The sequence below is a fragment of the Streptomyces sp. NPDC002209 genome, assembly GCF_042890265.1.
In the GTDB taxonomy this organism is placed as follows: domain Bacteria; phylum Actinomycetota; class Actinomycetes; order Streptomycetales; family Streptomycetaceae; genus Streptomyces.
The window spans coordinates 154,906-173,960 of record NZ_JBIARX010000003.1 but is presented as its reverse complement, the minus strand read 5'-3'; the positions used below and the strand labels follow the sequence as shown (position 1 = coordinate 173,960).

Below are 19,055 nucleotides of genomic sequence, written 5' to 3'. Positions count from 1 at the left end.
AGGTTAGGCCATGTCCAGCACGAAGACTGAGGATCAGCAGTACGACGAGAGGCTGCGCGCCGCCCATGGCGACGGGGCCGGGGTGGGCGAGTACCTGCTCCACCGCGCGAAGCCGCACCTTCCCCCGTGGCTGTCCGGCCTCGGCGTCGGCCTGGCCTCCCTGCCCGCCCACTACTTCTGGTCCGGTGAGGCTGGCGTCACTGCCGGCCTCACCCTAGCCTCGGTCGGCCTGACAGGGCTGACCTGGTGGGCCGGCCGCTCGACCACGCAGCAGCGGCGCCTGCACTCCGCGGTGACGGTCGCTGCAGCGTCCTCGTGGTTCACGGCGGCCGCGATCGCGGGACCGGCTGCCGGGCCGCTGGGGGAGCTGTACTTCATCGGCACCCCGGCGCTGGCCCTGTCGTGGAACATCCGTCAGATCCTGCGCCGCAACGTTGACGGCCCCAGCGCCGGGACGGACGGGGGGTTCCTGGAAAAGGTCGGGCTGGCCAAGACACAGGTGGTCCGCTCCGAGGTCGGTCCGAACAAGGCGACCTTCGACCTGCAGCTCCCGCGCGGGGAGCTGACTCCCGAGGACGTCTCGAAGAACATCACCCGCATCGCGGGCGCTCTGGACGTGCCCAGGAACGCGATCCGTGTCCAGGAGAACCCGGACTCGGCATCCCGGGTCACCCTCACGGTCGTGCCGCTGGACCTGCTCAAGAACACCGTGCCCTGCCCCGGACCGTCCAGCCCGGGCGGGTCGATCGCGGACGCGGTCATCGTGGGGATCTACGAGGACGGCACCCTCGTGCCGATGTGGTTCCCCGGCGATGCGAAGGCCGCCCGGAACGCCATGATGCTCCTGCTCATGGGCATGACCGGCTCCGGAAAGTCCGAGGGCGGCCTGACCGCCCTGGCGGAGATCCTCACCCGCCGCGACGTGATCGTGTGGGCATCCGACCCGGCCAAGGCAGACCAGACCCTGGGCCCGCTCCTTCCGGCGATCGACTGGGCCGCACTCGACATGCCGTCCACCGTGGCCATGGTCGAAGCCCTCAAAGCCGTCATCCCGGCCCGTACTGCGTGGCTGGCGAAGTACGGCTACAAGCAGTGGGAACCCGCCTGCGCCGAAGTGCAGGCTGACGGCACGCCCGGCATGCCCTACCTGGTGGCCTGGTTCGAGGAAGCCGCCAAGCTGCTACGCGAGATCGACGAGGACGCCCTGACCGGCATCGCACAGGAGGCTCGCTCCTCCGGCGTCTCCCTGGTGATCTCCATGCAGCGCGCATCCGGCAACCAGGTCTCCACCGACACCCGCGCCTCCCTTGGCTCCTCCTGGTGCCACGGCGTACGAACCGAGCGGGACGCACAGTTCGCTCTGGACGGCGAGGTGCTGGACGCCGGCGCCGCGCCGCACATCTGGAAGGACAAGAAGCCCGGCTACTCCTACCTGGTCGCCAACGGCATCCCCGAGGACGCCTGGGCCACGCCGCTGCGGGACTACCTGTGCAGCGTGGACTACCTCCGGTGGGTCGTGCTGACCTTCGCCGACGTACGGGCGGCGATCGACCCGGTCACCGCCGGGGCGGCCGCCCGCGCCGTGGACCGGGCGTTCACCGCCCGTACCCGATACCCCCTGCCCGGCACCGCCGAGTTGGAGCCCTACGTGGACGACACCTACGACGACGATCACAGCTACGACGGCGACCAGGACGACTACGACAGCCCGGAGGATGACCTGTACGACGCCGAGGACCACGAGGAGGAGTTCACCGACCCCGAGGAGGAGCTGCCCGCGGTCGAGAAAGTCGTCGAGTTCGCTCAGCCCGCCGAAGAGGCGCCACGGGTGAAGCTCACGCTGGCCGAGGCCCGGGCCGCGATGGAGGACCTCCTCGACGAGTTCGAGGAGGAGGGCCGCGAGATGGTCCGCCCCGCGGACTTCATGGAGCACTGCGACCGCCACGGCCGCTCCCGTTCCTGGGTCTCCGGACAGGTTGCCGCGTTCGTCATGGCCGGCCGCCTCGCCGAGACCAATGAGGTCGGCCGGTACCGGATCGTGCCGTACCGGATCGCGGCCTGACGCGTCAGACGCGTCTGACACCCCCGACAGCGAACAGCGCCAAAACACAGGTCATACGCGTGCGCGAGGGGTGTCAGACGGGCGTCTGACGCATCTGACACCCCCACCCGACACCCGGCCTGACACACCTGACACCCACACCCGAGCGGGGCCCGAGCTACCTGGCACGGGCCCCGCCCCCTTCCCCAGGGAGCCCTGACATGTCCCACGAGAGCCCGCCCGTGCCCCTCCGGTACGGGGAGGCCGTCCTCTACCCACCTGGCGTTCCCGAGCCGCAGATGCTGCCCGCCGAGATACCGCCCGGCGTCCAGTACGTCACCCTCCCCAGCGGCGCCCGCACCCTCGCCTACACCCACCCCACCCCCACCGAACCGGCCCCCGCCCCGACACCCGCGGGGTCCATCCCGGGGTGGGCGAAGACGACCGCGCTCCTCGCCCCGACCCTCGGCGGGGGCATCGGTGCGGCCGGAATCGGAATCTCCTACGCCGCCCCGGGACTGATCGCCATGACCGAAGCCCTCTGGGCCGCCGTCGCCCTCATCGCCGCCGGCGGCGCCGCCCTCCTCCTCGGCCGCACCCGCCGGGCGCCGGCTTCTACCTACATCACGCAGCACATCACCGCGACCGGCTTCTTCGGCCGGGCCACCGGCAGCATCGGCCACCGGTAGCCGGGCATGGCCGCGTACCAGTACCTGAACTGGGGCGAAGCCAGCCACTACGACCGAACCCGGGACCTGCCCTGCGTCCTGTGCGGCAGGCCCACCCCGCTCCGCTCCCACGCGAGCGAGCCCGTCCACAAGGTGTGCGCCGAGGACTGGAACGCCACCAGCCCTGACCAGCCGCGCCGCTACACCCTGCCCGTCAAGCGCAAGCCGCAGTACGACGTCGGGACCTGGCGCTTCCACAACGACGGCCCCAACACCCCGACGCTGCGCCGGACCACGGTCACCGAACTTCGCCCGCTCGGTCCGGATGACGGCCCCCTCGAACTCTTCGCCGCATGACACGACCTCACTGAGGAGTCTCCCGATGGACCGCACCACTCTGCCCCTGCGCGAGCGCATCACGGATGCCGCCGCCCTGCTCGCCGGCAAGCGCACCATCCGCTGCCCGCACCCCGAATGCCACGTGAGCATCCGCTACCGCGCCGTCACCCCCGACGAAGCCAAGCGCCTCACCGGCCTCGCCACCGACCACACCCGCCACTGAAACGCCGAAGGCGGCCCCCTCACGCCAATGAAGCGGGGCCGCCCTCGTCTCCCAGCACTCTCAAGAACTGGAGAGCACCAGCATGACCCAACCCACCGACACCCCGCGAGAGCACCAGCCGCGCTTACTCGATGCGTTCTGCTGCCAGGGCGGCGCCGGCATGGGCTACCACCGCGCCGGATTCGACGTGACCGGCGTCGACAAGGATGCCCAGACCCGCTACCCCCTCGGCTTCCACCAGGACGACGCCATCGCGTTCATCTTGAAGTTCGGTGCCGGCTTCGACTTCATCCACGCCTCCCCGCCCTGCCAGCACGACACCGACTGCCAGCGCATCCAGGGCCGCACCCACCCCGACCTGATTGGGCCCACCCGTGACGCCCTGAACGCGACCGGCCGCCCCTGGGTGATGGAGAACGTCCGCGGCGCCGCCCACAAGCTGAGGTCGCCGGTGATGCTCTGCGGCGCCATGTTCGGCCTGCGGACCTACCGGCACCGGTACTTCGAAACCGGCGGCGGCTTCACCCTCACCCCGCCCCCGCATCCCGCCCACACCGCCCCGCAGGCCAAGATGGGCCGCCCGGTCCCGGAAGGTTGGTTTGGGCAGTACGTCGGCAACTTCTCCGGCGTCGACCAGGCCCGCCACATCATGGGCGTGCCCTGGATGAACCGCGACGGCATCCGCGAATGCATCCCCCCGGCCTACGCCCAGTGGATCGGCCACCAGGCCCTCGCCCTGACCGGCACCGGGGCGGTGGCCGCATGAACGCCCTGCTTACTGCAGCCCTCACCGCCGCCGCGGCGGGCTGGCCCGTCTTCCCCCTCCGCCCCGGAGACAAGCGCCCCGCCCTGCACGGCGAAGACCAGTGCACCCTGACCGGCCCGTGCACGGGCGGGCACGTCAAGTGGGAGCAGCGCGCCACCACCGACCGCGCCGCGATCATCCGGTGCTGGACCCACAAGCCGTACAACGTCGGCATCGCCACCGGCCCCGCCGGGCTGCTCGTGGTGGACCTCGACAAGCCCAAGACGAACAGCAAGAGCGACGCGCCTGACGGCGCGGCGACCCTCAGGGCGCTCTGCGAGCGCGCCGGGCAGGCCATCCCCACCACCTACCGGGTGCGGACCCCCAGCGGCGGACAGCACCTGTACTTCACCGCCCCGGCCGGGCTACGGCTCGGGAACACGGCGGGCAGGCTCGGCCCGCTCATCGACACCCGCGCCCACGGCGGATACGCCGTCGCCCCCGGCAGCACCACCCGTGCCGGCATGTACGAGGTCATCGACCCCGCCCCCTTGGCGGAGCTGCCCGCCTGGATCCCCAGCCTGCTTGAACCGCCCAAGCCCACGATGGTCACCCCACTGAGGCTCCCGGCCGTCAGCGGCAGCCTGACTGCGAACGCCGCGCTGGAGCGGGAATGCGACGTCGTCCGCGCCGCGCCGCCGAAGCAGGCGAACAACACCCTCAACCGATGCGCCTTCAAGGTGGGTCGGTTCGTCGCGTGGGGCGACATCCCCCGCCATGAGGTTGAGCAGGCCTTCCAAGCGGCGGGGGAGGAGCGGGGACTCACCGCTGCCGAGTGCCGCGCCACCATCCGCAGCGCCCTCGACGGCTCGGTTCGTCAGGCCCGGCCCCGGGAGACGGCATGAGCACCCACCCCCATCCCCGCCTGGAAGGCACTGCCAGCACCCCGGACGGCATCAGCTCCGCCGGACCGGCCCCCGCTGCCGTCGGCAGTGGGGCGCCGAGGGTCGTCGCCCGCCAGGGCGTCCCTTCTGCTGTTTGCCTTGACCCGCGCGGTGTCGACGGGCGCCAGCCCGTGGCCTGGCTCCACATCGTTGCCCCGCCCTCGTTCGACGCCCGGGCCAAGGCCCGGGCCTGGTGCTCGTGCGGATACGAGCGGACCGCGATTGGCCGCCCCGGAGTGCTCCAGCTCGTCGAAGCCCACAACCAGCACCGCACCGTGTGCCCGCTGCTCAACCCCGTCCAGGAAGGGAGGAAGGTTGCATGACCACCGAGTCCGACCTGTGGGAAGGGTTCGAGGCCCTCGATCCGCAGGACATCACCGGGCCCGCCTGGGACGAGCCCATCCCCATCAAGGCCCGCCCGGCGCTGCCTGCCTTCCCCGTTCATACCCTGCCGTCGTGGTTGGGGGACATGGTGAGCGGGGTCGCCGAGGAGACACAGACCCCGGTCGACCTTGCCGGATGCCTGGCCCTGGCGGTCATCGCGACGGCCGCTGGCGGACGGGCCAAGGTCTGCGTACGCGGGCACTGGCGCGAGCCCGTGAACATTTACACCGCCGTCGCCCTGGACCCCGGCAACCGCAAGAGCGCGGTCTTCGACCTGATGGTCCGCCCGCTGCTCGCAGCGGAGAAGGCCCTTATCGAACTCTCCGGCCCCGTACGGGCGGAGGCGGAGACCACCAGGAACCTGGCCAAGTCCGCCGCCGACAAGGCCGCCCAGAAAGCCGCGGCCGCCGAACCCGGCCTGCGCGACGCACTCACTGCCGAGGCCGTCAGCCTGGCTCAGGCAGTGGACGAAATGACCGTCCCGGCCGTCCCTCAGCTCGTCGCGGACGATGTGACCCCGGAGAACGTGGGCACGCTCCTGGATCAGCAGGGCGGCCGTATCTCCTGCCTTTCCGCCGAGGGCGAGCTGTTCGACATCATCGCCGGCCGGTACACCGGCAAGCCCAACATGGGCATGTTCCTCAAGGGCCATGCCGGGGACATGATCCGCGTCAACCGGCAGGGCCGAGAGGCTCAGCACATCGACGCCCCCGCCGTCACCGTCGGCCTGGCCATCCAGCCCGAAGTCCTGGACTCCCTCGCGCGGATCGACGGGGCCGACGGGCGCGGCCTGCTCGCCCGGTTCCTGTACTCCAAGCCCGTGTCCCTGGTCGGCCGCCGGAACCTGTCACCCGCCCTGCTCGCCGAGGAGACAGCGGATACGTACACCCGCCAACTTGCAGGCCTCACGCTCGCGCTGGCCGGATGGACCGATCCCGCGGTCCTCACCCTGACACCCGAGGCGGACGCGGTGATCCTGGCCTACCAGAAGGTCACCGAATCCCGGCTCGGCAAGGACAAGTCGTACGCGTCCATCGTGAAGTGGGCCTCCAAGCGGGACGGGGCGGTCGCCCGGATTGCGGGTCTCCTTCACCTAGCCACCCACCCAGAGGACGGATGGCACCGGCCGATCGAGGCCGTGACCATGGTCGCTGCGACCTCGCTGGGCGACTACTTCACCGCCCATGCGCTGGACGTGTTCGACACCATGAGCGCGGATCCCGCCCACGATGCCGCCTACAGCGTCCTGGCCCACTTGCAGTCCGCTGCCGCCGGCGCGTTCTCTAAGCGGGACTTGTTCAGGGCTCTGCCCCGTGCCGACTTCCCTGCCATCGCGGACCTGGACCCCGCCCTCGCGCTGCTTGAGGAACACGGGTGGATCCGCCAGCAGCCCCCGCCCCCGCGCACGACGCGCGGCGGCCGCCCGCCCTCCCCGCGCTACGAGACCCACCCACGCATCGCCCGATGCGTCTGACGCAACCCCCAAACCGCTGACAGAACTGACAGAACTCCCCAACAAGCCGTCTGAACTGCGAAAACACCCGTGATTGTGGTCGTGACAGAACCTGGTTTTAACTCGACAGAACTCCCCCACCCGGCAAACGGGAGTCCGTGACAGAACCTCCGCGAGGAGGTTCTGTCGAGTTTTAATTCAGTTCTGTCAGAGATCACGAACAAGGTGAAGTCGCAGGTCAGGAGCTAGACGGCGCGGTTCTGTCAGTTCTGTCACGGGATCCGGGGCCTTCACCCCGCAGCCCAGCCGACAACGCCCCTCAGGCCGCCGGAGGCGCCATGCCTGCACAGCCCAAGCTCACGCCCCTGCCCCCGCTTCCCGACCGCTTCCTCAGGCCCTCGGAAGTCGCATACCTCCTCGACGTCCCGCTCGAGACCGTCTATCAGTGGCGCAAGAAGCGCACCGGGCCGGTCGGCTTTCGCGTCGGCAGGCACGTCCGCTACCACCCCCAGGCCGTACAGGACTGGTACGCCCAGCAGATCGCCGCCGAACACAGCCGAGCCGCCTGAATCACCACCGTCACCGCCGAGGGCGGGCCCATCCGGGCCCGCCCTCTCCCGTTCCCCGCGAAAGGCCCCTCACGTGGCAGGACACATCCAAGACCGCTGGTTCAAGAGCGAGACCAGCCCCGACGGCAAGAGCACACGAGTCAAGAGCGACCGGTACGGATCAGGGATGCGGTACCGGGCCCGCTACGTCAGCCCGAGCGGCGCCGAGAAGAGCAAGTCGTTCCCCGACAAGCAGAGGCGCCTCGCCGAGGCGTGGCTGACGCAGATCGCCGCCGACATGTCGCGCGGGCAGTACATCGATCCCGCCGCGGGCAAGGTGACGTTCCAGGACTACGCCACCACGTGGCTGGCCTCCCAGACGACCGACATGTCGACCATCGACGCGATCGATCAGCGCTTTCGGCTGCACATCTTCCCGCACATCGGCCACCGCCCCATGAGCGTCTTCCTGCCGGCACACATCCGGGCTTGGGGACGCGTCCTGCAAGACGCGGGACTTGCAACGTCGTACCAGCGGGTCATCTTCGCCAACGTGTCAGCGGTCTTCGGCGCCGCAGTCGACGACGGGATCATCCATCGGAATCCCTGCCGTGCGGGATCTGTGCGGCCGCCCCGCCGGGATGTGAGGAAGCTCAAGCCGTGGCCGCAGGAACGTGTCCTCGCCGTCCGCGAGGCCCTGCCCGTGCCGTACCGGAAGGTGGTGGACGTCGGCGCGGGATGCGGCTTGCGGCAAGGGGAGATCTTCGGCCTGGCCGTGGACGAAGTCGACTTCCCCGGGGGCGTAGTGCACGTCGTGCGTCAGGTGAAGATGGTCAGGGCGAAGCTGGTGTTCGCCCCGCCGAAGGGCGGGAAGATGCGGGACGTTCCCTTGCCCGACTCCGTGGCCTTCGCGCTCGCCGAGCACATTACTCAGCGGCCGCCGATCAGCGTCACGCTGCCGTGGAAGACGCCGGACGGGCCGCCGGTCACCGCTTCGCTGCTCTTCTACTCGCGGGAGCGGAAGACGGTGAACCGCAACTTCTTCAACATGCGGGTGTGGAAGCCCGCGCTGGTCACGGCCGGCGTCATCCCGCCCCGCGAGCCGGGGAAGCGGTTCCCTCCGTCGCGCGAGCATGGGATGCACGCCTTACGGCACTTCTACGCGTCCGTCCTGCTGGACGCGGGGGAGAACGTCAAGGCTCTGTCGGAGTACCTCGGCCACGGCGACCCGGGGTTCACCCTGCGGACCTATACGCACCTCATGCCCAACAGCCAGGCGCGAGCGCGAAGGGCCGTCGACGGGGTCTTCCGCGGGGGCGGAGACACCGGCGACGGCCCACAGACGGCCCAGGAGGACGGGGAGGTGTCCTGACCTGCGGCTTACTTAAATGTCGCGGAAGATTTCGATCTGGGCGCCCACCGAGTTGAGGCGTTCCGCCAGTTCCTCGTAGCCGCGGTTGATGACGTAGACGTTGCGCAGGACCGAGGTGCCCTCCGCCGCCATCATGGCCAGGAGGACGACCACCGCCGGGCGCAGGGCCGGCGGGCACATCATCTCCGCCGCGCGCCAGCGCGTCGGGCCCTCGACCAGGACGCGGTGGGGGTCCAGGAGCTGGAGGCGGCCGCCGAGGCGGTTCAGGTCCGTCAGGTAGATGGCCCGGTTGTCGTACACCCAGTCGTGGATCAGGGTCTGGCCCTGGGCGGCGGCGGCGATGGCCGCGAAGAACGGGACGTTGTCGATGTTCAGCCCGGGGAACGGCATCGGGTGGATCTTGTCGATCGGCGCCTCGAGCTTCGAGGGGCGGACCGTCAGGTCGACCAGGCGGGTGCGGTGGTTGTCCGCCGTGTACTCCGCCGAGCGGTCGTGGTCGAGGCCCATCTCCTCCAGCACCGCGAGCTCGATCTCCATGAACTCGATCGGGACCCGGCGGATCGTCAGCTCCGACTCCGTGACGACCGCGGCGGCGAGCAGGCTCATCGCCTCGACCGGGTCCTCGGAGGGGGAGTAGTCCACGTCCACGTCGATGTTCGGGACGCCGTGGACGGTCAGGGTCGTCGTCCCGATGCCCTCGACCTTGACGCCCAGCGCCTCCAGGAAGAAGCACAGGTCCTGGACCATGTAGTTGGAGGAGGCGTTGCGGATGACCGTGGCGCCGTCGTGCCGGGCGGCGGCCAGCAGCGCGTTCTCGGTGACCGTGTCCCCGCGCTCGGTCAGGACGATCGGGCGGCCCGGGGAGACCCCCGCCTCGACCTTCGCGTGGTAGATGCCCTCCGTCGCGGTGATGTCCAGGCCGAAGCGGCGCAGGGCGATCATGTGCGGCTCGATGGTGCGGGTGCCGAGGTCGCAGCCACCGGCGTAGGGCAGGCGGAACTGGTCCATCCGGTGCAGCAGCGGGCCCAGGAACATGATGATGCTCCGGGTGCGGCGGGCCGCGTCCGCGTCCATGGCGTCCATGTCGAGGCGGGCCGGCGGGACGATCTCCAGGTCCACGCCCTCGTTGATCCAGCGGGTGCGGACACCGATGGAGTTCAGGACCTCGAGGAGCCGGTAGACCTCCTCGATGCGGGCGACCCGCCGCAGGACCGTACGGCCCTTGTTGAGCAGCGAGGCGCACAGCAGCGCCACGCACGCGTTCTTGCTCGTCTTGACGTCGATGGCGCCGGACAGCCGGCGCCCGCCGACGACCCGCAGGTGCATCGGGCCGGCGTAGCCCAGAGAGACGATCTCGCTGTCGAGAGCTTCACCGATTCGGGCGATCATCTCAAGGCTGATGTTCTGGTTGCCGCGCTCGATCCGGTTCACGGCGCTCTGGCTGGTGCCGAGTGCATCCGCGAGCTGACTCTGCGTCCAGCCCCGGTGCTGCCGGGCGTCACGGATGAGCTTGCCGATGCGTACGAGGTAGTCGTCTGCCATGGGTGCACCGTATCTCAGATATGAGATGCCGCCTGCTTCGGGTGTGGCAGACGGGTGTTACGGACCGTCAGCTCCGTCCGGACCTTCCTATTCGTCCCACCGATTACGGACATCTACCCCTTTATCTGCATCGACAATCCGTCGTCACCCGTCAGTGCCCGCAGGCGTGGTGCCGGCCGCCGTGCACCGCCGCGTACGAGGCCGGGCGAGGACCGGATCCCGCCCGGGCCGCCCGGGCCGCCGCGGCCCGGCCGGCCGCCGAGTCCGCGTCGTGCACCACCCGGCCGCCGACCAGGGTCATCCGTACGCCGGTCCCGCTGATGTCGGCCACCGGACAGCGGGTCACATCCCGGTCCAGCACCACCAGGTCCGCAGCCTTGCCGGGCTCCACCGTCCCCGTCAGCCCCTCCTGACGCAGCTGCCACGCCGTCCCCGACGTGTGCATCCGCAGGACGGAGGTCCGGCCCAGCCCCTCCAACTCCCGGTGCAGTTCGCCCGTGCCGTGCGCACCCCGCCGGTCGATCGCGGTCCGCACCTGGTTCCACACCTGGAGCGCGTCCACCGGCCAGTCCGAGCCGCCGGCCAGCCGGGCCCCGGCCCGCTCCAGGCTGCGTGCCGGGTACATCCACCGGTGGCGCCGCGGACCGATGTGCGGAAGCAGCGCGTCCATCGTCCAGGTGTCCTCGGCCGCCCACTGGAGCTGCATGCACGCCGCGACGCCCAGCTGCGCGAAGCGCCGCAGGTCCGCGGGGTCCACCAGCTGCAGGTGGGCGATCGCATTGCGCGCGTCCCGCTGCCCGGTCACCCGGCGGGCGTACGCGTATCCGTCCAAAGCGGTACGTACCGCCCGGTCTCCGAGTGCGTGGGCGTGCAGCTGCCAGCCGGCCCTGTTGAACGCCGCCGTCAGCCGGCCGTAGTCGGCCGCCGAGGTGTACAGCTCGCCCCGGTTCGCCGTCGGCTTCCCGTTCCCGTCCAGGTACGGCTCCAGCAGCGCGGCCGTCTGCGCCGGGTACTCGATGACCCCGTCCAGGAACACCTTGACCGTCCCGAACCGCAGGCCCGGTACCCCCTCGAACTCCTTTCGCAGCCCGTGCGCGTACGCCAGCGCGCCCGCGGGGTCCTTCGTCTGCTCCGCGTCCAGCCGGATCGCCGGCACGATCCGCTGCGGCAGCCTCCCCGCCGCCGACAGGTCCCGGTAGAGCTCCAGCTCGTGCCGCCCCACCAGGGCGTCCATCATCGTGGTGACCCCGGACGCGGCCGCCAGCTCCAGCACCTCGGCGCAGGCCGCGACCAGTTCGGCCCGCGAGGGCTCCGGGACGTGCCGCTTCACCAGGTCCTGGGCGTCGTCCTTCAGGACGCCCGTGGGCTGCCCGTCCGCGCCCTTCACGATGCGGCCGCCGACCGGGTCGGGGGTGGCCGCCGTGATCCCGGCGATGTCCAGGGCCCGCCGGTTCACCCAGAGGTTGTGCCCGTCGCCGCCGACCAGTGCGACGGGTCTGCGGGTCGCCAGCGCGTCCAGCACCGAGTGGTGCGGCACGCTCCCGGTCGGCAGCAGCCCGACCGGGTTCCAGTCCTCCACCACCAGCCAGGCGTCCGGCTCCGCGCCCGCGCCCCCGGTGTCGGCGAGGAAGCCGGCCAGCAGCTCCCGGAGCTCGGGCGGGGTGGTCTCGGCCCCGTCCAGCGAGGGACGCAGCGAGCGGTCGCCGGCACCCAGCGGGTGCACGTGCCCGTCGTGGATCCCGCTCATGACCGTGTTGCCGCGGGCGTCGACGACCTCGGTGTCCCGCCCGACGTGCCGGCGCACCGCCGAACCGCTCCCGGTGGCCAGGACCTTCCCGTCCCGCCCGACGGCGAGGGCCTGCGCCGGCGCCCCGCCGCCGGCCGTCCCGGTGAACACCCGGGCGTTGTGGATCACCAGGGCGGCCGAGGCGCGCCCGCCGGAGGAGGCGGCCGCGGCGGCGGGGCCCGGGCCCAGCAGACCGGCCGCGCCCGCCGCGCCGACGGCCCCGAGGAGGCCCCGGCGGGAGAGGGCGGAAGGCCCGGCAGAAGTAGAGGTCATGGCCACTCCAAACGTCGGTGTGGCCAGGACACTGTTTGATTAATCCCTTAACCGGAACCCGCCGCCGCCGACGAAATCCGCACCGCCGTCCGTACGATGACCCCGTGCCCGGGCCCGGACCGACCATCGCCGACATCGCGCGCGCCGCGGAGGTCTCCACCGCGACCGTCTCGCACGCGCTGGGCGGCACCGGCCGCGTCGGCGAGTCCACCCGCCGCAGGGTCCGCGAGGTGGCGGCCGCCCTCGGCTACAGCGCCCGCCGCGGCCCCCGCACCCGTACGCTCGGCCTCGCCGTCACCACGTATGCGGGCTCCGCCTGGAACTACGTCGAGATCGCCTACTTCTCCCGGCTGCTGACCGCCGCCACCGCAGCCGCCCACGCCCGCGGCCACGCCCTGACGGTGCTGCCCGCCGACCGGGGCGCCGAGCCGCTCTGGCACACCCTCGCCGTCGACGGGATGCTGCTGCTCGACAGCCCGGCCGGCGACCCGGTGCTCCGCGCGCTGCGCGCACGCGGCCTGCCGGTGGTCTTCGACGGCCGTCCCCCCGACCCGCGGCCCGGGGACGTGTGGGTGGACAACGACCACGAGGCCACCACGCACGAGGTCCTCGACCACCTCGCCGCCTCCGGGGCCCGGCGGACAGCGCTGCACTCCGCGTACGGCCGGGAGTACTACACGCAGGCCGTCACCTCCGCCTACACCCGCTGGTGCGCCGCGCGCGGGGCGACCCCGCTGGTGGTCCCCTTCGATCCCGGGGACACCCAGGGGCACGCCTTCGACGCCGCGTTCGCCGCGCCCGGCGGCTCCCGCCCCGACGCCGTGTACTGCGTGTACGACCCCGGCGGCCGCCAGGTGCTGGCCGCCGCCGCCCGGCACGGGCTGCGGATACCGGGGGACCTGCTGCTCGTCTGCGCGAGCGAGGACCCCTCGTACGCGGCGGGCGACCCGCCCGTGAGCACCGTGACCCTGCGCCCGGAGGTGATCGGCGAGAGCGCCGTCGCCGCACTGGTCGCACTGCTGGAGTCCCCGCAGGGCCCGCCGCCCGGCCGGCTGACGGTCCCGGCCGCGCTGACCGTGCGTACGTCCTCCCGCACGGCTCCGGGCACGCCTTCGCTGTGATCTGGCCCATGCCGTGCATGACCAGGGCGCGGCAATGCACTAGAGTTATCTCGACATCGAGATATCTGCCGAAGGCGTACCGCAGCCGCCCCTGCTGGTAAGGATTGCCTAACTTAGCCTTACCTTAGCGGATTGGCCACAGGGCGTGGCGGCAGGATTGCGGTAAAACGCGCGAATTTCATGCATGAAGGAGACTGTCGTGTCGGCGAACAGCTTCGACGCCCGCAGCACGCTGCAGGTGGGCGACGAGTCGTACGAGATCTTCCGGCTGGACAAGGTTGAGGGCTCTGCCCGCCTTCCCTACAGCCTGAAGGTGCTGCTGGAGAACCTGCTCCGCACCGAGGACGGCGCGAACATCACCGCCGACCACATCCGGTCGCTCGGCAACTGGGACTCGCAGGCCCAGCCCAGCGAGGAGATCCAGTTCACGCCGGCCCGCGTGATCATGCAGGACTTCACCGGCGTCCCCTGCGTCGTGGACCTCGCCACCATGCGCGAGGCCGTGAAGGCCCTCGGCGGCGACCCGGCGAAGATCAACCCGCTCTCGCCCGCCGAGATGGTCATCGACCACTCGGTCATCGCCGACAAGTTCGGCACGAAGGACGCCTTCGCGCAGAACGTCGAGCTGGAGTACGGCCGCAACAAGGAGCGCTACCAGTTCCTGCGCTGGGGCCAGACCGCCTTCGACGACTTCAAGGTCGTCCCGCCGGGCACCGGCATCGTCCACCAGGTCAACATCGAGCACCTGGCCCGCACGGTCATGGTCCGTAACGGCCAGGCGTACCCCGACACCCTCGTCGGCACCGACTCGCACACCACCATGGTCAACGGCCTGGGCGTGCTGGGCTGGGGCGTCGGCGGCATCGAGGCCGAGGCCGCGATGCTCGGCCAGCCGGTCTCCATGCTGATCCCGCGCGTCGTGGGCTTCAAGCTGACCGGCGAGCTGCCGACCGGCACCACCGCCACCGACCTCGTGCTGACCATCACCGAGATGCTGCGCAAGCACGGTGTCGTCGGCAAGTTCGTCGAGTTCTACGGTGAGGGCGTCGCCGCCACCTCGCTGGCGAACCGCGCCACCATCGGCAACATGTCGCCGGAGTTCGGCTCCACCGCCGCGATCTTCCCGATCGACGACGAGACCCTGAAGTACCTGCGCCTGACCGGCCGCGACGCCCAGCAGGTCGCGCTCGTCGAGGCGTACGCCAAGGAGCAGGGCCTGTGGCTGGACCCGGCCGCCGAGCCGGACTTCTCCGAGAAGCTCGAGCTCGACCTCTCCACGGTCGTCCCCTCCATCGCCGGCCCGAAGCGCCCGCAGGACCGCATCGTCCTGGCCAACGCCGCCGAGCAGTTCGCGCAGGACGTGCGCAACTACGTCAGCGAGGACGAGGAGGCCGGCAAGGAGTCCTTCCCGGCGTCCGACGCCCCGGCCGAGCACAACGGCGTGCCGACCCGCCCGACGCTGGTCACCCTGGCCGACGGCACCTCCTTCGAGATCGACCACGGCGCCGTCACCGTCGCCGCGATCACCTCCTGCACCAACACCTCGAACCCCTACGTCATGGTCGCCGCGGCGCTCGTGGCCAAGAAGGCGGTCGAGAAGGGCCTGTCCCGCAAGCCGTGGGTCAAGACCACCCTGGCCCCGGGCTCGAAGGTCGTCACCGACTACTTCGACAAGGCCGGCCTGACCCCGTACCTGGACAAGATGGGCTTCAACCTCGTCGGGTACGGCTGCACCACCTGCATCGGCAACTCCGGTCCGCTGGACGAGGAGATCTCGAAGGCGATCAACGAGCACGACCTCGCGGTCACCTCGGTGCTCTCCGGCAACCGCAACTTCGAGGGCCGGATCAACCCCGACGTCAAGATGAACTACCTGGCCTCACCGCCGCTGGTCGTCGCGTACGCCATCGCGGGCTCCATGAAGGTGGACATCACCAAGGACGCCATCGGCATCGACACCGAGGGCAAGCCGGTCTTCCTCCAGGACATCTGGCCGTCCGAGGCCGAGGTCAACGACGTCGTGGCGAACGCCATCGGCGAGGACATGTTCAGCAAGTCCTACCAGGACGTCTTCGCGGGCGACGCCCAGTGGCAGGCGCTGTCGATCCCGACCGGCAACACCTTCGAGTGGGACCCGCAGTCCACCTACGTCCGCAAGCCCCCTTACTTCGAGGGCATGACGATGGAGACCACCCCGGTCTCCGACATCGCCGGCGCGCGCGTGCTGGCGAAGCTGGGCGACTCGGTCACCACCGACCACATCTCCCCGGCGGGTGCGATCAAGGCCGACACCCCGGCCGGCAAGTACCTCACCGAGCACGGCGTCGAGCGCCGCGACTTCAACTCGTACGGTTCCCGCCGCGGCAACCACGAGGTCATGATCCGCGGTACGTTCGCCAACATCCGCCTGCGCAACCAGATCGCGCCGGGCACCGAGGGCGGCTTCACCCGCGACTTCACGGTCGAGGGCGCGCCGGTCGCGTTCATCTACGACGCCTCGCAGAACTACCAGGCCGCCGGCATCCCGCTGGTCATCCTGGCGGGCAAGGAGTACGGCTCGGGCTCGTCCCGTGACTGGGCGGCCAAGGGCACCGCGCTGCTCGGCGTCAAGGCCGTCATCGCCGAGTCCTACGAGCGCATCCACCGCTCGAACCTGATCGGCATGGGCGTGCTGCCCCTGCAGTTCCCGGAGGGCGCCTCGGCGGCCGCGCTGGGCCTCACCGGCGAGGAGACCTTCTCCTTCACCGGTGTGGAGGAGCTGAACAACGGCACCACCCCGCGCACGGTCAAGGTCACCACCGACACCGGTGTGGAGTTCGACGCGGTCGTCCGCATCGACACCCCGGGCGAGGCGGACTACTACCGCAACGGCGGCATCATGCAGTACGTGCTCCGCAACCTCATCCGCGGCTGATCACCCCAGCGGCACCAAAGGGCCGTATCCCCGTTAAGGGGGTACGGCCCTTCCGCTTTTCCAGGCCCGGGCCAGGTTTCGGGGAGGTCTCAACTCGGAAAAGCTGACGGACAACCGTGTGCATGATCTTGCTCACACGAGCGGAAGTGGACTATACCTGTGCCCGTCCGGATCACCGCGTCACGAGCGGCGCCGGACCGGGGGATGGCGGGGACCTGCGGTGATGTCCGTATGCGCGGTGACCGTCGCGATTTCCGGCCTCCTTCACACTTCTGACGAAGGCGAGGACATGAGCATGGGATCCACTGGTGAGGGCATCGGCCGCCGTGACCTGATCAAGCGCTCCGTGGCACTGGGACTGATTTCGGTGCCCACGATGAGCTTCCTGTCCGCCTGCGCCTCCGGGGGTGAGGACACGTCCACGAAGGGGCCGGACAAGGGTGCGGTGACCAAGGAGAACCCCTTCGGTGTGGCCAAGGGGGGCAAGCTGGACGTCGTCGTCTTCAAGGGCGGGTTCGGCGACGACTACGCGAAGGCCTGGGAGGCCGCCTTCGACAAGAAGTGGGGCACCACCAGCTCCCACCTGGGCACCCAGGAGATCGCGGCCAAGCTCCAGCCCCGCTTCAACGGCGGCAACCCGCCGGACGTCATCGACGACTCCGGCGCGCAGCAGATCAAGATCGACGTCCTCGCCAAGGGCGGCCAGCTCGCCGAGCTCACCCCGGTGCTCGAGGCGCCCTCGCTCGACGACCCGAGCAAGAAGGTCCGGGACATGCTCATCCCCGGCACCGTCGAACAGGGCACCCAGGGCGGCAAGTTCGTCGCCCTCTACTACGTCTACACGGTGTTCGGCTTCTGGTACTCGGGCAAGCTCTTCAAGGAGAAGGGCTGGGCCGAGCCGAAGACCTGGGACGCGTTCCTCGACATCTGCACCAAGGCCAAGGCCGCCGGCATCGGCGGGCTCGCCCACCAGGGCAAGTACCCGTACTACATCAACGTCGTCATCATGGACCTGATCGCCAAGAAGGGCGGTCTGGAGGCCATGAAGGCGATCGACAACCTCGAGCCCAACGCCTTCGAGGGCAACCCCGCCGCCCTCGCCGCCGTCGAGGCGGTCTACGAGATCGTCGAGAAGGACCTGCTGATGGCCGGCACCAACGGCCTCACCCACACGGAGTCCCAGACCGCCTGGAACCAGTACAAGGCCGCCTTCATCCCCTCCGGCTCCTGGCTGGAGAACGAGCAGCTCAAGCAGACCCCGGAAGACTTCGACATGAAGTTCCTGCCGGTGCCGACGCTGGCCGACAGCAAGCTGCCCTTCGAGGCCATCCGGGCCGGCGCGGGCGAGCCGTTCGTCGTCCCGGAGAAGGCCGCCAACAAGGCCGGCGGCCTGGAGTTCCTCCGCTCGATGCTGTCCCGCGAATGGTCGACCCTCTTCGCCCAGCAGGCCAACTCCCTCACCGTCGTCAAGGACGGCGTCGACCCGAACGTCAAGCTGCGCCCCGGCACGGCATCGGCGGTCGCGGCCGTCAAGACGGCCGGGACGAACACCTTCAACTACCTGTACCCCGACTGGTACAGCGAAATGGACACCGAGATCCAGAACGCGTCCAATGAGCTGATGGCCAAGCGGATCCAGCCAAAGGAATGGATCAAGCGGGCCCAGGCTGCGGTAGACAAGGCTGCCAAGGACCCGAACGCCAAGAACAACCACCGCAGCTGACATCGTCCAAGGGACGGACACCATGAGCCAAGTAGCCCAGGGCAAGGGAAGGATCGGCTTCATCGCCGGCTTCCTCATCCTGCCGCTCGCGCTGTACCTGACTTTCGTCATCTGGCCGTACATTCAGACGTTCGGCTACTCCTTCACCAACTGGTCCGGACAGTCGCCCACGTTCGACTTCGTCGGCCTGGACAACTACGCCGCGCTGATGAAGGACGAGGTCTTCCGCGGCGCCCTGTGGCACAACCTGCTGCTCCTGGTGTTCGTCCCGACCGTCACCATCCTGCTGGCCCTCTTCTTCGCCTTCATGGTGAACGCGGGCGGGCGCAGCGGGGCGGGCGGGGTGCGGGGCGTCCGCGGCTCCTCCGTCTACAAGATCGTCTACTTCTTCCCGCAGGTCCTGTCGCTGGCCATCCTCGCCGTGCTGTTCGGCGCGGTGTACCGAAGCGACGAGGGCGGCCTGCTCAACGGATTCCTCACCAAGCTGGGCCTGGTCGACCCGGCCCACCCCGTCGAATGGCTCAACCAGCCGGACCTCGTCCTGTGGTGCCTGCTGCTGGTGGTGGTCTGGCACGGAGTCGGCTTCTACCTGGTCCTCTTCTCGGCCGCCATGCAGTCCGTACCCAAGGACATCTACGAGGCAGCCCTGCTCGACGGCGCGGGGCGCGCCCAGACCTTCCTCAAGGTCACCCTGCCCCTGCTGTGGGACTCCGTGCAGACCTCCGCGGTCTACCTGGGCATCGCCGCCATGGACATGTTCGTGCTGGTGTCGACCATGACTTCCGGCCAGTTCGGCGGCGGGCCCGACCACCACAGCGAGGTCATGGCCACGGTGCTGATGCGCAACTTCCTGTACTTCGGCAAGAGCGGCTACGCCTGCGCCATGGGCGTGGTCATGCTCGTCCTGACCATGATCCTCTCCGTCGTCACGCTGCGCGCCACCCGCCGCGAACGCATCGAGTTCTGAGAGGAGCTCCCC

Annotated in this window: 16 protein-coding genes; 14 read left to right on the top strand and 2 right to left on the bottom strand. The window is 70.0% G+C overall.

Annotated features, from left to right (window positions below; genetic code table 11):
• The first annotated feature begins 10 nt into the window (after positions 1–10).
• The 10 genes from traB to ACFYXK_RS08295 all read left to right on the top strand — a co-directional run bounded on the left by traB (position 11) and on the right by ACFYXK_RS08295 (position 8,717).
• Positions 11–2,062, top strand: a complete 2,052-nt coding sequence (traB, locus tag ACFYXK_RS08340; protein ID WP_389410372.1) for a plasmid transfer protein TraB — start codon at positions 11–13, stop codon at positions 2,060–2,062.
• Positions 2,063–2,262: 200 nt separating this feature from the next.
• Positions 2,263–2,730: a hypothetical protein gene (locus ACFYXK_RS08335; protein WP_389410371.1), complete on the top strand. Its 468-nt coding sequence runs from the start codon at positions 2,263–2,265 to the stop codon at positions 2,728–2,730.
• 6 nt (positions 2,731–2,736) lie between these two features.
• Positions 2,737–3,066, top strand: a complete 330-nt coding sequence (locus tag ACFYXK_RS08330) for a hypothetical protein (RefSeq protein ID WP_389410370.1) — start codon at positions 2,737–2,739, stop codon at positions 3,064–3,066.
• Positions 3,067–3,091: 25 nt separating this feature from the next.
• Positions 3,092–3,271, top strand: a complete 180-nt coding sequence (locus tag ACFYXK_RS08325) for a hypothetical protein (protein ID WP_389410369.1) — start codon at positions 3,092–3,094, stop codon at positions 3,269–3,271.
• An 82-nt stretch (positions 3,272–3,353) separates the two neighbouring features.
• On the top strand, positions 3,354–4,037 hold the full coding sequence (locus ACFYXK_RS08320; protein ID WP_389410368.1) for an SAM-dependent methyltransferase: 684 nt from the start codon (positions 3,354–3,356) through the stop codon (positions 4,035–4,037).
• On the top strand, positions 4,034–4,921 hold the full coding sequence (locus ACFYXK_RS08315; RefSeq protein WP_389410367.1) for a bifunctional DNA primase/polymerase: 888 nt from the start codon (positions 4,034–4,036) through the stop codon (positions 4,919–4,921). Before ACFYXK_RS08320 ends, ACFYXK_RS08315 begins: the two co-directional genes overlap by 4 nt.
• Entirely contained in the window at positions 4,918–5,283 is a 366-nt protein-coding gene (locus ACFYXK_RS08310; protein ID WP_389410366.1) for a hypothetical protein, read from the top strand. The genes ACFYXK_RS08315 and ACFYXK_RS08310 overlap by 4 nt, the downstream gene beginning before the upstream one ends.
• A complete protein-coding gene (locus ACFYXK_RS08305) occupies positions 5,280–6,818 on the top strand; it encodes a YfjI family protein (RefSeq protein WP_389410365.1) in 1,539 nt (512 codons plus the stop codon). Before ACFYXK_RS08310 ends, ACFYXK_RS08305 begins: the two co-directional genes overlap by 4 nt.
• Positions 6,819–7,135: 317 nt before the next feature.
• Positions 7,136–7,366 (top strand): helix-turn-helix transcriptional regulator, encoded by a 231-nt coding sequence (locus tag ACFYXK_RS08300; protein ID WP_389410364.1) that lies wholly within the window; start codon positions 7,136–7,138, stop codon positions 7,364–7,366.
• A 73-nt stretch (positions 7,367–7,439) separates the two neighbouring features.
• The gene (locus tag ACFYXK_RS08295; RefSeq protein ID WP_389410363.1) at positions 7,440–8,717 is read left to right on the top strand and encodes a tyrosine-type recombinase/integrase; all 1,278 of its coding nucleotides are present in this window, start codon (positions 7,440–7,442) and stop codon (positions 8,715–8,717) included.
• A 12-nt stretch (positions 8,718–8,729) separates the two neighbouring features.
• Here ACFYXK_RS08295 and ACFYXK_RS08290 read toward each other — a convergent pair whose 3' ends face one another.
• Positions 8,730–10,259: a helix-turn-helix domain-containing protein gene (locus tag ACFYXK_RS08290; protein WP_389410362.1), complete on the bottom strand. Its 1,530-nt coding sequence runs from the start codon at positions 10,257–10,259 to the stop codon at positions 8,730–8,732.
• Between the two features lie 151 nt (positions 10,260–10,410).
• On the bottom strand, positions 10,411–12,318 hold the full coding sequence (locus ACFYXK_RS08285) for an amidohydrolase (protein ID WP_389410361.1): 1,908 nt from the start codon (positions 12,316–12,318) through the stop codon (positions 10,411–10,413).
• Between the two features lie 104 nt (positions 12,319–12,422).
• Here ACFYXK_RS08285 and ACFYXK_RS08280 point away from each other — a divergent pair, with 104 nt between their 5' ends.
• From ACFYXK_RS08280 to ACFYXK_RS08265, 4 genes are all read left to right on the top strand, one after another.
• Positions 12,423–13,439: a LacI family DNA-binding transcriptional regulator gene (locus ACFYXK_RS08280; protein ID WP_389410360.1), complete on the top strand. Its 1,017-nt coding sequence runs from the start codon at positions 12,423–12,425 to the stop codon at positions 13,437–13,439.
• 199 nt (positions 13,440–13,638) lie between these two features.
• A complete protein-coding gene (acnA, locus tag ACFYXK_RS08275) occupies positions 13,639–16,353 on the top strand; it encodes an aconitate hydratase AcnA (RefSeq protein ID WP_389410359.1) in 2,715 nt (904 codons plus the stop codon).
• Between the two features lie 295 nt (positions 16,354–16,648).
• Complete coding sequence (gene ngcE, locus ACFYXK_RS08270) at positions 16,649–18,076, top strand: N-acetylglucosamine/diacetylchitobiose ABC transporter substrate-binding protein (protein WP_389410358.1); 1,428 nt, start codon at positions 16,649–16,651, stop codon at positions 18,074–18,076.
• 22 nt (positions 18,077–18,098) lie between these two features.
• On the top strand, positions 18,099–19,043 hold the full coding sequence (locus ACFYXK_RS08265; RefSeq protein WP_389410357.1) for a carbohydrate ABC transporter permease: 945 nt from the start codon (positions 18,099–18,101) through the stop codon (positions 19,041–19,043).
• Positions 19,044–19,055: the final 12 nt, after the last annotated feature.

Coding starts and splice junctions, on each gene's coding strand:
- ACFYXK_RS08305 (WP_389410365.1), top strand. CDS start 5,280: ATGACCACCGAGTCCGACCTGTGGGAAGGGTTCGAGGCCCTCGATCCG.
- ACFYXK_RS08300 (WP_389410364.1), top strand. CDS start 7,136: ATGCCTGCACAGCCCAAGCTCACGCCCCTGCCCCCGCTTCCCGACCGC.
- ACFYXK_RS08290 (WP_389410362.1), bottom strand. CDS start 10,259: ATGGCAGACGACTACCTCGTACGCATCGGCAAGCTCATCCGTGACGCC.
- ACFYXK_RS08315 (WP_389410367.1), top strand. CDS start 4,034: ATGAACGCCCTGCTTACTGCAGCCCTCACCGCCGCCGCGGCGGGCTGG.
- ACFYXK_RS08285 (WP_389410361.1), bottom strand. CDS start 12,318: ATGACCTCTACTTCTGCCGGGCCTTCCGCCCTCTCCCGCCGGGGCCTC.
- ACFYXK_RS08335 (WP_389410371.1), top strand. CDS start 2,263: ATGTCCCACGAGAGCCCGCCCGTGCCCCTCCGGTACGGGGAGGCCGTC.
- traB (WP_389410372.1), top strand. CDS start 11: ATGTCCAGCACGAAGACTGAGGATCAGCAGTACGACGAGAGGCTGCGC.
- ACFYXK_RS08310 (WP_389410366.1), top strand. CDS start 4,918: ATGAGCACCCACCCCCATCCCCGCCTGGAAGGCACTGCCAGCACCCCG.
- ACFYXK_RS08330 (WP_389410370.1), top strand. CDS start 2,737: ATGGCCGCGTACCAGTACCTGAACTGGGGCGAAGCCAGCCACTACGAC.
- ACFYXK_RS08325 (WP_389410369.1), top strand. CDS start 3,092: ATGGACCGCACCACTCTGCCCCTGCGCGAGCGCATCACGGATGCCGCC.
- ngcE (WP_389410358.1), top strand. CDS start 16,649: ATGGGATCCACTGGTGAGGGCATCGGCCGCCGTGACCTGATCAAGCGC.
- ACFYXK_RS08320 (WP_389410368.1), top strand. CDS start 3,354: ATGACCCAACCCACCGACACCCCGCGAGAGCACCAGCCGCGCTTACTC.
- ACFYXK_RS08265 (WP_389410357.1), top strand. CDS start 18,099: ATGAGCCAAGTAGCCCAGGGCAAGGGAAGGATCGGCTTCATCGCCGGC.